The organism is Mycobacterium sp. MMS18-G62 (genome assembly GCF_053877835.1).
The window spans coordinates 70,170-84,371 of record NZ_CM132662.1 but is presented as its reverse complement, the minus strand read 5'-3'; the positions used below and the strand labels follow the sequence as shown (position 1 = coordinate 84,371).

Annotated in this window: 12 protein-coding genes; 10 read left to right on the top strand and 2 right to left on the bottom strand. The window is 65.5% G+C overall.

Annotated elements, in window-relative coordinates:
* Positions 1–5: 5 nt before the first annotated feature.
* A complete protein-coding gene (gene hutH / locus ACWW36_RS00425) occupies positions 6–1,544 on the top strand; it encodes a histidine ammonia-lyase (RefSeq protein ID WP_456139660.1) in 1,539 nt (512 codons plus the stop codon).
* Positions 1,545–1,552: 8 nt separating this feature from the next.
* On the opposite strand, the gene ACWW36_RS00420 is transcribed toward hutH, so the two are convergent.
* Complete coding sequence (locus tag ACWW36_RS00420) at positions 1,553–2,995, bottom strand: aromatic amino acid lyase (protein ID WP_456139659.1); 1,443 nt, start codon at positions 2,993–2,995, stop codon at positions 1,553–1,555.
* A gap of 162 nt (positions 2,996–3,157) precedes the next feature.
* Between ACWW36_RS00420 and ACWW36_RS00415 the strand changes: the two genes are divergently transcribed.
* Genes ACWW36_RS00415 through hutI form a run of 9 tightly spaced genes read left to right on the top strand, consistent with a single transcriptional unit; the run spans position 3,158 to position 12,753 of the window.
* Complete coding sequence (locus ACWW36_RS00415) at positions 3,158–3,838, top strand: IclR family transcriptional regulator (RefSeq protein WP_456139658.1); 681 nt, start codon at positions 3,158–3,160, stop codon at positions 3,836–3,838.
* On the top strand, positions 3,835–4,941 hold the full coding sequence (locus ACWW36_RS00410) for an ABC transporter ATP-binding protein (RefSeq protein ID WP_456139657.1): 1,107 nt from the start codon (positions 3,835–3,837) through the stop codon (positions 4,939–4,941). Before ACWW36_RS00415 ends, ACWW36_RS00410 begins: the two co-directional genes overlap by 4 nt.
* The gene (locus ACWW36_RS00405) at positions 4,938–5,582 is read left to right on the top strand and encodes an ABC transporter permease (RefSeq protein ID WP_456139656.1); all 645 of its coding nucleotides are present in this window, start codon (positions 4,938–4,940) and stop codon (positions 5,580–5,582) included. Before ACWW36_RS00410 ends, ACWW36_RS00405 begins: the two co-directional genes overlap by 4 nt.
* Complete coding sequence (locus ACWW36_RS00400; protein WP_456139655.1) at positions 5,555–6,307, top strand: ABC transporter permease; 753 nt, start codon at positions 5,555–5,557, stop codon at positions 6,305–6,307. The genes ACWW36_RS00405 and ACWW36_RS00400 overlap by 28 nt, the downstream gene beginning before the upstream one ends.
* 49 nt (positions 6,308–6,356) lie before the next feature.
* Positions 6,357–7,289 carry an ABC transporter substrate-binding protein gene (locus ACWW36_RS00395; RefSeq protein WP_456139654.1) on the top strand — a complete coding sequence of 311 codons (933 nt, stop codon included), beginning with the start codon at positions 6,357–6,359 and terminating at the stop codon, positions 7,287–7,289.
* Between the two features lie 43 nt (positions 7,290–7,332).
* Positions 7,333–9,000 carry a urocanate hydratase gene (gene hutU, locus ACWW36_RS00390; protein ID WP_456139653.1) on the top strand — a complete coding sequence of 556 codons (1,668 nt, stop codon included), beginning with the start codon at positions 7,333–7,335 and terminating at the stop codon, positions 8,998–9,000.
* Complete coding sequence (locus tag ACWW36_RS00385; RefSeq protein WP_456139652.1) at positions 8,997–10,223, top strand: allantoate amidohydrolase; 1,227 nt, start codon at positions 8,997–8,999, stop codon at positions 10,221–10,223. The genes hutU and ACWW36_RS00385 overlap by 4 nt, the downstream gene beginning before the upstream one ends.
* Positions 10,220–11,578: a formimidoylglutamate deiminase gene (locus ACWW36_RS00380; RefSeq protein WP_456139651.1), complete on the top strand. Its 1,359-nt coding sequence runs from the start codon at positions 10,220–10,222 to the stop codon at positions 11,576–11,578. The genes ACWW36_RS00385 and ACWW36_RS00380 overlap by 4 nt, the downstream gene beginning before the upstream one ends.
* Entirely contained in the window at positions 11,575–12,753 is a 1,179-nt protein-coding gene (gene hutI / locus ACWW36_RS00375; RefSeq protein ID WP_456139650.1) for an imidazolonepropionase, read from the top strand. Before ACWW36_RS00380 ends, hutI begins: the two co-directional genes overlap by 4 nt.
* On the opposite strand, the gene ACWW36_RS00370 is transcribed toward hutI, so the two are convergent.
* A complete protein-coding gene (locus ACWW36_RS00370; protein WP_456139649.1) occupies positions 12,750–14,117 on the bottom strand; it encodes a wax ester/triacylglycerol synthase domain-containing protein in 1,368 nt (455 codons plus the stop codon). The two genes, hutI and ACWW36_RS00370, sit on opposite strands and share 4 nt — an antisense overlap.
* Positions 14,118–14,202: the final 85 nt, after the last annotated feature.

Here is a 14,202-nt window from a genome sequence, read left to right as displayed (position 1 = left end):
GTCGAATGGCTCCAGTTGTTGTCGGTATCGGACCGGTCACTTTCGACGACGTCGTCCGCGTGGCGCGACACGACGCTGCGGTCGTTACCGCCCCCGAGGCGCTCGCCGTGATCACGACGAGTCGTGATCACATCGAAGCCCTGGCCAACATCTCGACTCCGGTGTACGGCGTTTCGACCGGCTTCGGTGCTCTAGCAAACCGCCACATCCCGCACGATCTGCGAACTCACCTGCAGCGCAGCCTTATCCGATCGCACGCGGCGGGCTCGGGGCCAGAAGTCGAACGCGAAGTCGTCCGCGCGATGATGCTGTTGAGGCTGTCGACACTGGCGACGGGCCGCACCGGGGTGCGAGCTGAAGTCGCGCAGGCGTATGCCGGATTGCTCTCGGCGGGGCTCACGCCCGTCGTCTACGAATTCGGCAGCCTTGGCTGTTCCGGAGACCTTGCGCCGCTTGCGCATGTTGCGCTCGCAATCATGGGGGAGGGACAGATCCGCACCGCCGAGGGCGCGTTGGCGCAAACGTCAGACGCTTTGCGTGAGGTCGGCCTCGAACCGATCGTGCTTGCCGAGAAAGAGGGTCTCGCCCTCATCAACGGCACCGACGGCATGCTGGGCCAGCTGGTTCTGGCGTTGACCGACCTCGACCGGCTTCTGGTGCTCGCCGACGTCGCGGCGGCGATGAGCGTCGAAGGTCTTCTCGGCACCGACCGCGTGTTCGCGCCGCATCTGCAGGCACTACGGCCCCAGCCGGGGCAGGCCGTCGCGGCGGCGAACATGACGCGGATCCTCGTGGGCTCACCGATCGTGGCGAGCCACTCCGGGCCGGAATGCACCCTGGTCCAGGACGCGTATTCGCTGCGGTGTGCACCCCAGGTCGCCGGTGCCGCGCGAGACACGGTGGCACACGCCCGCAATGTCGCAAACCAGGAACTTGCCAGCATCATCGACAACCCCGTCATCACCCTTGATGGAAACGTCGAATCGAACGGCAATTTCCACGGTGCGCCCATCGCCTATGTCCTGGATTTTCTCGCCATCGTCGTCGCCGACCTCGCCAGCATCAGCGAACGACGTACCGACCGCTTCCTCGATCCCGCGAGGAGCCATGGGCTCAACCCGTTCCTCGCCGACGATCCCGGCGTCGACAGTGGCCACATGATCGCGCAGTACACGCAGGCGGCGATCGTCTCCGATCTCAAACGACTGGCGAACCCCGCCAGCGTCGATTCGATTCCCTCATCGGCGATGCAGGAGGACCACGTCTCCATGGGCTGGTCCGCCGCGCGCAAACTGCGAAAGGCGATTGACGGGCTTACGCGGGTCCTTGCGATCGAAATCCTCACCGCAGCAAGAGGAATCGACATGCGCGCGCCGCTGGCGCCGTCAGCGGCCACGGGTGCGGTCATCTCTGCCGTGCGCGCTCGGGTCCCCGGACCGGGCGCCGACCGGCATCTCGCCCCCGAAATCGAGGCCGTCGTCGAACTCGCCCGCGACGGAAAGCTCGTGGCCGCGGCGGAGTCGGTAACCGGTCCTCTCGCGTGACATTCGGCTTACGGCCGACTGTCGACGGGAACCAGTCGACCGATGCCGTCCAGGATCGACTCCGCCAACTCGATGTCCCCCCGCAGGTCGCGGTCCTCGGTGTCGCGGGGCAGAACGTCGGCGAGCGCGAGTGCATCGCCCACGACGCCGCTGAATCGGTCATCAAGGCCGCGCTGGCGTAAAAGCCGCACTGCACCAACAAGTTCGCAGCAGTGCAACACCCGATAGGCGGCGATCGAGCGCTCGAGTTGCTGCACGCCCTGGGAGGCGAAGGTGGCATCCTCCTCTGCGCCCCTCGACAGCACGAGCGTGCCGGCCGAGGCGGGCTGCGCGGCGTTACGAATCTCGGCGATCGCCCCTGCGGCGACGTATTCAATCATCATCAGCCCGGACGACCCGTCCGCTTCGGCGGCCAAGAATGCGTTGCCGCCGTTGGTTTCCGGGTCGTTGAGCATCCGGATCCGCGAGTGCGCGATCGGCGCGGTAAGCGCGAGCGCCAGAGTGGCGCCGTCCAATTCCAGTGACAAGGACGCTTGATAGAAGGCGCCATGGTGGACCACGGTATCGTTCTCGATATCGAATAGCGGGTTTTCCTGCGCGGCATTGAGCGTCCGCTCGAGTTGCGCCTCCAGCGAATGCAACGACGCCAACACGGTCGCCTGGGCTATCGGATACACCCGCAATCCGTACGGGTCCTGGATGCGCGCGGGTCGTGTGTTGGTCGCCAGAAGCGAGCGCAGGCGGCCCGCAATGGTGTCGACATAGGGCGCCGCCGACGCCTGCGCCGCCACCGATGACAGCGCTTCGGGATTCCCGTCGAGCGCGAGGAAACTCAGTGCGTAGATCACGCTCGACGCGAGCTCTAGTCGCGAAAGTTCATCCAGCGCAAGGCAACCGCGTCCAACCGTCAGCGCGCTGCTGCTCATGAAGGGCAACGCGCTGTCGGCACCCCACGGTTCCATCGGCGTCAACGGCTTGGATGCGGGGCGCTCTCCGATCAGTGTCAACGCCGTCCCGGCGAGTGGCGCAAGGTCTCCAGTCCCGATTGACGCGTATTGCCGAAGCTCGGGCAGGACATCGTCATTGAGCATCGCCTCCAGCCCGGCCAAGATCCGGGGATCGAGTCCCGCCCCGGGCACGCACAGTTGGATGAGGCGCACCGCGAGCATCGCGCGCACTGTTCGCTCGTCGAGGGGATCCCCGGCGTCGACGGCGTGGCTGCGCAGCAGCCGCATGCCGTATTCGGTGTCGGTCGGCGACACGGACGTCATGCGATTCGCGCCCACGCCCGTCGTTCGTCCATATATCGGGAACCGGGTGCTCAGATCCGCGGCGACCCGGTGCGCCCGGTCGACGGCCTCGAGGACCCGCGGCGAAACCGAGACCTGCTCGCGACGGTCCGCGAGCGCTACGACGTCGGCGATACTCGCGGATCCGCTAAGTACAAGCATGGAATTCTCCTCGGTCCCTATCGCAGACGCGCGACGAGACCTATCATCACCGAAACGACACATTGCCGCTAGATGGAATTCAAATTTTACCTAGCAGAAATCAAGGGTAGATCGCTCGCAACAAAGCCCTCGTAGATTTCGTGGCGGTGAGAGGAGGTCACGATGGCCGAACCGGCCACGCGGACCGTGGAGCGCGCCCTCGCCCTGCTCGCCACCATCTGCGACCGGGGCGCGGCGAATCTCGCGGACAGTGCACGAGAGTGTGACCTCGCCCCGAGCACGGCGCTTCGGCTACTGCGCACGCTGGAGAGCACCGGGTTCGTCAGCAAGGAAGTGGACGGCGGTATGTACCGCCCCGGCAGTCGCCTCATCCAGCTCGGCGCATATGCGCTGTCCAACGAGTCGCTGATCGACTTCGCGAAACCGGTGATGGAGAAGCTGGTCGCCGAGACGGGTGAGTCCGCGTATCTAAGTGTCGAGGGACATGCGGGGACCGCCCTGTACATCAGCATCGTCGAGGGCACCCACTCGGTCCGCCACGCCAGCTGGGTCGGCCGCACCGTGCCTCTCGACATCTCCGCGGCGGGTCACGCGCTGCGCGGCTCTGTGCCCGACGAAGGTTTCGTGATCGTCGAGCGCGGCGTCGAGGCCGATGTCACCGCGATCGCGTCCCCGGTCCATTCGGAGGCGCGAATCGTCGCTGCCCTGAGTCTGGTGGTTCCGAGCTATCGGCTCAGCCCATCCCAAGCGGCCGAATACGGCCGGATGCTCGTCTTGGCGGCGGACTCTCTGTCCGCCGGACTTAGTCGGCCGAAATCCCGCCTGCCAGAAGGACAATCATGATCACCTTCGACAACGTCTCAAAGGTCTATCCCGACGGCACTGTCGCGGTCGACAAGCTGACGATCGTCGCGCCGAACGGCAAGATCACCACGCTGGTCGGTCCGTCCGGATGCGGCAAGACGACCTCGATGCGCATGATCAACCGGCTGATCGAGCCGACGTCGGGCACCATCACACTCGACGGAGTCGATACCCAGACCCTCGATCGGGTGGCGCTGCGCCGCAGAATCGGCTACGTCATCCAGAACGCCGGCCTGTTTCCTCATCGCACGGTCGTCGACAATGTGGCCGCACTGCCACGGCTGCTAGGCGGCGGAAAGAAGGAAACCCGTTCGGCGGCAATGGAACTCCTGGAGCGGGTCGGACTGGACGCGAAGTTCGCCAAGCGCTATCCGTGGCAGCTGTCCGGCGGGCAACAGCAGCGGGTCGGCGTGGCGCGCGCCTTGGCGACGGATCCACCTTTCCTGCTGATGGACGAGCCGTTCAGCGCCGTCGACCCCATCGTGCGCAGTCAGTTGCAGGACGAATTTCTGCGCCTGCAGGCCGACATCTCCAAGACCATCGTCATGGTGACCCACGACATCGACGAAGCACTGAAGCTCGGCGATCAGGTCGTGGTCCTTCGCCAAGGCGGAACTCTGGCGCAGGCGGCATCACCCGCCGAGCTGCTGGCCTCGCCGAGCGATGCGTTCGTCGCCGACTTCGTCGGATCGGCACGCGGTTACCGGGCGCTCGGGTTCCACAACTCCGATGAGCTGCTGAAGTTCAACGACGAGCCGACCATCACTGTGGGACAAGCAGTATCGACGATCCCGCCGGTCCAGGGACGATGGATCCTGGTGGTCGACGGTAACCGGGCACCACTCGGATGGGTGGACACCGAGAGTGTGCGCGGCGACTACGTGCAGGACAGCGACGTCAACCTCTGTGCCACTTCGGCGACTCGGGGCGACCCGCTGCGCGACCTGCTGAACTCGGCGCTGTCCAGCCCGAGCGGCCGCTGTGTGGTCACCGACGAGGCGGGCGCGCTGCTCGGCACGGCGACCGACCACGACGTAATCGACGCGATCAGGCGGGCCAAGGAAGCGCGGTCGGCAGCATGAACTGGATCTCGTCCAACATCGACCGCATCGTCTCGCTGACGATCAGCCATGCCTGGCTGACCCTGGCACCGACGATCGTTGGTCTCATTCTCGCTCTGCCACTCGGCTGGTGGGCTCATCGATCCAAGCGCGGCCAGGCCGCAATTGTCGGAACCGCAGGACTGCTGTACACGATCCCGTCACTGGCGCTGTTCATCATTCTGCCGGTCATACTCGGGACGAAGATCCTCGATCCGATCAACATCGTTGTGGCGCTGACGCTTTACACGTTGGCCCTTCTGGTGCGTGTTGTCGCCGACGGGCTGAGCTCGGTCCCACACGACACCGTCGCCGCAGCGGAGGCCATGGGCTATCGCAGCTGGCAGCGGCTGCTGCTGGTCGAACTTCCCGTCGCGGTGCCCGTCATCGCGGCTGGGCTGCGGGTCGCGGTGGTCTCCAACGTCAGCATCGTCACCATGGCGGCCCTGCTCGGCATCCCGCAGCTCGGTTCGCTGTTCACGCAGGGATTTCAGCTTCGGCTCTACGTCCCCCTCGTTACCGGCATCGTGCTGTGCGTGGTGCTCGCGGTCATCTTCGACGGCCTGATCATCTTGGCGAACAGGCTGTTGACCCCATGGCGGCAAAGGACGGTTACGTCGTGAACATCATCGATTGGTTCAGCGACCCGTCGAACTGGTCGGGCTCGGGAGGCATACCGGCCCAGGTCGGGTATCACCTCTTCTACTCCGCCATCGCGCTTCTGGTCGCCTTGGTCATCGCCGTGCCGCTGGGGATTCTGATCGGCTACACCGGACGCGGCGAAGCGTTGGTCGCCGGGCTCGCGAACGCGCTGCGCGCGCTCCCGTCCCTGGGCCTGCTCGTGCTGCTCTTCCTCATCATCTCGCCGGTGGTCACCGGCAAGCTCGTGTATGTTCTGCCAACAGTCATCGTGCTTGTCCTGCTTGCTGTTCCACCGATCCTCACCGGTACGTACGCCGGCATCCAGACCGCCGACCCCGACGCCGTCGGCGCCGCTCGGGGAATGGGCTTCACCAAGCGTCAAATCCTGCTGCGCGTACAGCTCCCGTGTGCGTTGCCGCTGATGATCTCCGGCGTTCGGGCTTCCACACTGCAGATCGTTTCGACGGCCACCATCGCCGCGTACCTCGGCCTGCAGGGCCTTGGCAGATTCATCCTCGACGGCAGGGCGCAGGCGAACTTCGCCGAAATGGCAGGCGGTGCAATCCTCGTCGCGATCCTCGCCATCGTCCTCGAGTTCAGCTTCGCCTGGCTGGGCCGCGTCATCGTGTCGCCCGGTCTGCGGCGCACGGCGACGAAGGAAAGCTCCCCACTCGCTACCGCCGTCCTCGAGCCGGCCACGACCTAGGTGCCGTCCGGCATCAAGCATTGCTGCCCACCACATCAGGAGAAAGAAGATGAAGAAACGCACGCTCCTATCCCGACTGTCCATACTGGCCGCCACCGCAGTTCTCGCGCTTTCCGCGTGCGGCGGCGGTGGTGGTAACCCGCTGTCGGGCGGCGATAACAACAGCGGATCGCAGGGTTCGCAAGTCATTGTGGGTTCTGCCGACTTCACCGAAAGCCAGTTGATCGCCAGCATCTATTCGCAGGCCTTGCAGTCCGCTGGTGTCAGCGTCAAAGAACAGTTCAACATCGGCAGCCGCGAGGTCTACATGGCGGCTCTCAAGGACGGCTCGATCGATCTGGTCCCGGAGTACACCGGCGCGCTGCTGAGTTACCTCGATCCGAAGTCGACCGCTGCGACCTCCGACGCGGTGACGACCGAACTCAAGGGCAAGCTGCCGTCCGGGATCTCGATGCTGACGCCGTCTGCTGCAGAGGACAAGGACGTGGTGGCGGTGACCAAGGCCACGGCCGACAAGTACAAGCTGAAGACGGTTTCCGACCTGAAGCCGGTCGCCGGCGAGCTCGTTCTCGGTGGACCACCGGAATGGAAGACCCGCCAGCAGGGCGTGGTCGGCCTGCGCGACGTATACGGTCTCAACTTCAAGGACTTCGTCAGCCTCGACGCAGGCGGCACCCTGACGATGACGGCGCTGACCAATGGTCAGATCCAGGCCGGAGACATCTTCAGCACCGACCCCGGTCTCGTGGCGAACAACCTTGTTGCGCTTGAGGATGACAAGTCGTTGTTCGCCGCGGAAAACGTGGCTCCGTTGATCAAGTCGGGCAAACAGAACGACACGATCACCAAGACACTTGACGCGGTGTCGGCCAAGCTCACCACCGATGACCTCATCTCGATGAACGCTGAGGCGGCCAAGGGCACCAACCTGTCCGACATCGCCAAGAAGTGGCTCGCCAACGCGGGCATCTCCAAGAGCTGACATCCATTCAAAGCACTACTCGTCAAAGGATTTTCACGTCACCATGGCAACGATCGCCGGTCCCCGTCCAGTCCGTGCTGCGCGCGGCACCGAAATCTCCTGCAAGGGTTGGCAACAGGAAGCCGCTCTGCGGATGCTGATGAACAACCTCGACCCCGAAGTCGCCGAACATCCCGATGATCTCGTGGTGTACGGCGGCACCGGGCGGGCTGCGCGCAGCTGGGAGGCGTTCGACGCGATTGTCCGCACCTTGCGGTCCCTTGAGGACGACGAGACCATGCTGGTGCAGTCCGGCAAGCCCGTCGGCGTCTTCCGCACGAATGTGTGGGCACCGCGGGTGCTGCTGGCCAACTCCAATCTCGTTGGTGACTGGGCCAACTGGGAGGAGTTCCGCAAGCTGGAAGCGGAAGGTTTGATCATGTACGGCCAGATGACGGCCGGCTCGTGGATCTACATCGGCACCCAGGGGATCCTGCAGGGCACGTTCGAAACCTTTGGCGCAGTGGCGCGCAAGCGCTTCGGCGGAACCCTTGCGGGCACGATCACATTGACCGCGGGAATGGGCGGCATGGGTGGGGCTCAGCCGCTCGCGATCACCATGAACGAGGGCGTTGCGATATGCGTCGACTGTGACGAGAGCCGAATCGACCGGCGTATCGCGCACCGCTATCTCGATACCAAGGCCGACAGTATCGACGAGGCGCTGAAGCTGGCGATCGAAGCCCGGGATGCCAAGCGGCCGTTGTCGATCGGATTGGTCGGCAACGCCGCAGAGGTCTTCCCCGCGTTCCTGGAACGCAATGCCCCGATCGACATCGTCACCGATCAGACCTCGGCACACGACCCACTGTCGTACCTGCCGGTGGGCGTGGATTTCGACGACATGAAGAAGATGGCCGACAAGGATCCCGTCTATTTCACCGAGCAGGCCCAGTTGTCGATGGCACGTCACGTCAAGGCGATGGTCGGGTTCATGGACCGGGGCGCCGAGGTCTTCGACTATGGCAATTCGATCCGTGACGAGGCCCGCAAGGGGGGCTACGATCGCGCGTTCGCCTATCCGGGGTTCGTTCCCGCCTATATCCGTCCGCTGTTCGAGGAAGGACTCGGGCCGTTCCGCTGGGCGGCGCTGTCGGGAGATCCCGCAGACATCGCCGCGACGGACCGGGCGATTCTGGAGTTGTTCGGAGACAATGCGCACCTGCGCCGATGGATCACCATGGCCGGTGAAAAGGTGGCGTTCGAAGGCCTGCCCGCGCGCATCTGCTGGCTGGGGTACGGCGAACGACACCGGGCCGGACTGAAGTTCAACGAGATGGTGGCATCCGGCGAACTGTCCGCGCCGGTCGTGATCGGCCGCGATCACCTGGATTCTGGGTCGGTCGCGTCGCCCTATCGCGAGACTGAGTCCATGCTGGACGGCTCGGACGCGATCGCCGACTGGCCGCTGCTCAACGCGCTGCTGAACACGGCGTCAGGCGCGTCGTGGGTGTCCATTCATCACGGCGGCGGAGTCGGCATCGGGCGTTCCATCCATGCCGGGCAAGTGTGTGTGGCCGACGGCACCGAACTCGCCGCGGAGAAGCTTTCACGTGTTCTCGTCAACGACCCCGGTATGGGCGTGATCCGCCATGTGGATGCGGGATACGAGTATGCCGCGAAGGTGGCGCACGAACGCGGAGTGCGTATTCCTATGCAGGAGAACGTGTGACGGCGTTCGACGCGCTGTGGCCAACCATCCTCGACGTCGGACGCGACGCCGGTTCGGGCGGCTATCGCCGCTTCGCCTGGACCGACGCCGACTTGACGTTGCGTGAGTGGTTTGTCGACTGTGCTGATCGTCGCGGCATGGACGTGGAAGTCGATCGCAACGGGAACATCTGGGCGTGGTGGATGCCACCGTCGTGGAGCGGAGACCCCCGCGACGCGTTCGTCACCGGCTCGCATCTGGATTCCGTTCCCGACGGCGGTGCGTTCGACGGACCCCTCGGCGTGGTGTCGGCCTTCGCGGCGGTCGACGAATTGCGACAACGAGGTGTGGTGCCGAAGGTTCCGGTCGCGGTGGTCGCGTTCTCCGACGAAGAGGGCGCGCGCTTCGGCGTCGCGTGCGTGGGGTCGCAGCTCTCCACCGGCGCGCTGACGCCGGAACGGGCTTGCGGGCTGCGCGACAACGACGGAATCACGTTGGCGGAGGCTCTCGTTCGTGTCGGGCGCAATCCCGAGGACCTCGGCGAGGACCATCGGCTGGCTGAACGCGTCGGCGTGTTCGTCGAGCTGCACGTCGAGCAGGGCCGTGCTCTCGGCCCGCTCGACGCTCCGGTCGCCGTGGCATCGTCGATATGGCCACACGGCCGCTGGGAGTTCACGTTCGGCGGCGAAGCCAATCACGCCGGAGCGACGCGTCTGGCCGACCGCCGCGACCCGATGCTCGCGTTCGCCTCCTCGGTGCACTCCGCCAGGTCCGCCGCTGCCGCATACGACGCGGTCGCGACGTTCGGCAAGGTGATCGTCACTCCCAACGGGGCCAACGCGATTCCCTCGCAGATCCGTGCCTGGCTGGATGCCCGCGCGCCCGATGAGGCGACCCTGACGTCGCTCGTCGAGCGCATTACCGCCGAAGCACGCAACCACGCCACATCGGATTCCATCACCCTCGACGTCATCGCCGAATCGATCACGCCGATCGTCGAATTCCCGGAAGGCCCGCGTGCACGGTTGACCAAGGCCCTCGGCAAGCTGGGCGACATACCGGTGCTACCCACCGCCGCAGGGCACGACGCCGGCATCCTGTCCGCCCGCGTACCTACCGCAATGTTGTTCGTGCGCAACCCAACCGGTGTTTCGCATTCACCTGCCGAGCACGCGGAGATGGCTGACTGCAACATCGGCGCCTCGGCACTCGCCGACGTGATGGCGGACTGGACCACCGCATGACGAGCACGTGGTGGTGCGAGCATGCCTGGCTCGGCGGACAGACCGTCCAGGCCGGCGTGCTGATCTCCGTGGCGGACGGGCGGATCACGTCGATTCGGTCCGGGACTGCATTCGAGCCGCCGTCGCATCGCCTCGACGGCCTCGTGATACCGGGACTGGCCAATGCGCATTCGCACGCCTTCCATCGCGCACTGCGAGGGCGCACGCAACGCGACCGAGGATCGTTCTGGACCTGGCGCGACCTGATGTACCGAGCGGCGAACCGGCTTGACCCCGACCGCTACCGAGCGTTGGCCCGCGCCGTGTACGCGGAGATGGCGATGGCCGGAATCACCTCTGTCGGTGAGTTCCACTACCTGCATCACGACGTTGGTGGCCGCAGATATGCCGATCCGAACGCGATGGGGCACGCGTTGATCGAAGGTGCTGCCGATGCGGGTGTTCGGCTGACCCTCCTGGACACCTGCTATCTCAGTTCGGCTCCCGACGGCACACCGCTGCACGCCGGCGCACAACAGCGATTCGGTGACGGCAGCGGAGCGGACTGGGCCCAGCGCGTCGAGGCATTGCGCCAACAAGTCCAGAGCCCACGGGTTCTCATCGGCGCAGCCCTGCATTCGGTGCGTGGAGTGCCAGTCGAGGACATGCCGGCGGTGGTGGAATGGGCCGCGGTCAATCAGACCCCACTGCATGTCCACTCATCCGAGCAGAAGGCCGAGATCGAGCAGTGCATGGCGGTATACGGACGCACACCGACGGCGGTGTTGCGCGACGCCGGAGCACTCGGCCCACGGACGACTGCCGTGCACGCAACGCACCTGACGGGCGAGGACATCGCGGATTTGCACGCCACGGCGACAGGCGTGTGTTTCTGCCCGACGACTGAACGCGATCTTGGTGACGGGATAGGCCCGGCGCCTGCGCTCGTCGACGGATCGTTCAGCCTCGGTTCGGACAGTCATGCCGTGATCGACATGTTCGAGGAGGCACGGGCCGTCGAACTCGACGAGCGCCTTGCAAGCCAGGAGCGTGGTGTCATCGACGCCGCCCGCCTCTTGCACGCCGCTACCGGAGACGGCCAGCGGGCACTCGGGTGGACCGACGCGGGACAACTCGCGACAGGCCAACGCGCGGATTTCGTTGCCGTTGACATGAACTCGGTACGCACAGCCGGGGGACAGGTCACCGCAGAGACCGTCGTATTCGCAGCATCCGCCGGCGACGTCACCGATGTGGTGGTTGACGGCACGGTGGTAGTGGCGGACCGTCGGCACGTCCGCGTCGATACCGCAGCCGAGTTGTCGTCTGCCATCGCCGACCTCATGGACGTCCCGCGAGAAGCGCTGAAGTCGTGAGCACGCTGTACACGGGCATCGCCGAGCTCGTCACCAACGATTCGGCGCAGGGCGACGGCAGCCCACTGGGCATCGTCGAGGACGGCGCGATCGTGGTGAGCGACAACACGATCGCGTGGGTGGGCCCGTCGGGTGATGCCCCCGACGCCGACGACCGTATCGATTGCGGCGGTTCATGTGTCATCCCCGGATTCGTCGACAGCCACGCGCACTTGGTGTTCGCTGGTGACCGGTCGGCCGAATTCGCCGCCCGAATGAGCGGGCAACCGTACGCGGCGGGCGGAATCGCGACGACCGTCGCATCGACCCGCGCCGCCGACGACACGACGTTGGCTGCGGGCGTCGACCGACTCGCCCGCGAACTACGAGGCGCGGGCGTGACGACGTTCGAGACCAAGAGCGGCTACGGACTGACGGTCGAGGACGAGTCGCGTTCACTGGCCGTGGCGCGCAGATTCACCACGGAGACAACGTTTTTAGGTGCACATGTTGTGCCTGCCGAGTACGGTTCCGACCGGCAGGGCTACATCGACTTGGTGACAGGCCCGATGCTTGACGCGTGCGCTTCACTGGCGCGGTGGATCGACGTTTTCTGCGATCGAGGTGCGTTCGACGTCGACGAGGCGCGTGTCGTGCTGACGGCAGGGCTCACTGCGGGCTTGCATGCGCGCGTGCATGCAGGCCAGCTCGGGCCGGGCGCCGGCATCCAACTCGCGGTCGAGCTCGGCGCGGCATCGGTCGACCACTGCACGTATGCGACCGACGACGACATCGACGCGCTGGTGTCCGGTTCCACCGTGGCCACACTGTTGCCCGGGGCGGAGTTCTCCACCCGGGCACCGTGGCCGGACGCCCGCCGGATGATCGACGCCGGCGTCACGGTCGCCCTGGCAACCGATTGCAATCCCGGCAGCTCGTTCACCACCAACATGCCGTTCTGCATCGCCGTCGCGGTCAGGGACATGAATTTCACACCGGCGGAAGCGTTGTGGTCAGCCACCGCAGGCGGGGCCGCCGCGCTGCGCCGAGACGACGTCGGGGTGCTGGCCCCGGGCAAGCGGGCCGACTTCGTTCGGCTCGATGCGCCTACCTACGTCTACCTGGCCTACCGGCCGGGGGTACCGCTGGTGCGTGACGTTGTGGTCGGCGGTTCGCCTATAGCTGCGGACTGTTAATCGGCTGCCAAGGCCAGCACCTCGTCGAAGCCCTCGACGAGGCAGTCGTGGAAGACCTCATAATCTGGGATTGCGCCGGTGTCGACGTTGATGCCGAAGCCGCAGACGTCGACGTATGTGAGAAGCGTGATGTTGACCGCCGCGCCGACCGTCGGCCCGAAGGCGTACTGAGCGCGAACCGGTGCACCCGCGAGGAATACCGGCACCGGGATGCCGGGCACGTCGCTGGCGACGAAGTCGACGTGGCGAAGGATCGAGCCGATGTACCAGCGGGGCATCAGGTTGAGCACCCCCGCTATCAACTGCGTATGCGGCAGGGACCGTTCGTGACGCACATTGCTTGCGCGCCGGTGGATCTCGCCGATTCGTTCTGCCGGATCGGCAAGGCCCGCGGGCACATCGAAGCGCATCAGCGTGATGCGGTTCCCGCCCATGGTGTCTGATTCGGCCCTCAGGCTGATCGGCATCGTCAGGTGAAGGTCACCGATGGTCGTTCCATGCTTTTCGTGATAGCGACGCAGACCTCCGGCAACGCCTGCGACGAACGCGTCGTTGAGCGCGCCACCGCCGCGGTGCGCCGCTTCGCGCAACGCAGACATCGGCACCTCGTAGACCCCGAGGTGGCGGACCATGCTACGGCGTTTCATCAGGGGCGAGCCGGTGCGGTTGACCGGACGCACCGTCCGGTAAACCGAAGCCGCGGTGGCCGTCGCGGAGCTGATGGTCTCGATCGGGCGCCGAATCCCGTTGTACAGCAAGCTCGGTGCCGACTTGACCGCGCCGGCGAACGCTTTGCCCGCGAGGTCCACGTCGTATCGCAATGTGTCGCCGTAACCGCTCAGCCACGACGGCTCAGTGGCTTCCGGTTGAGCCGGCAGCGGACCGCGTTGCCGCGGCCGCTCGTCGAGGTCGAAAAGGGTCATCCCGATCTGCACGCCACCGACACCGTCGGTCAACGCGTGGTGGAACGTGCACAGCACGGCAGCTCCGCCGTCGGCTAGTCCATCGATCAAAGTGGCCTTCCACAACGGCCGCGCGCGATCGAAGTCCTCCATCTGAGCCAGCCGGGCCATCTCCAGCACGGTGTCGAGAGTGCCGGGTTTGGCGGCAGTGACTCGGCGCATGTGGAAGTCGAGGTCGAAATCGGGACACTGCTCCCATCGCGGCGGCGCCGGCGCAGGCGACGGCACCACGCGCTGCCGGAACATCGGCAGCTTGCGACTGGCCAGGTCAAACCGCTTGCGGACCTCGTCCCAGTCCGGTGATCGGTCGAGCATGATCACGGTCACCACGGTTGATCTCAGCCGTGGATCGCTTTCCATCGCCCAGGTGAACGCGTCGGTGTTGCGCATGAAATCGGTCATTGTGTGCTCCCGTTCACACGCTATGACCACAGCCGTGCATCGTCACCACTCTGGACCCGTCCGAGGACTTTGTGCCTTACAAGTC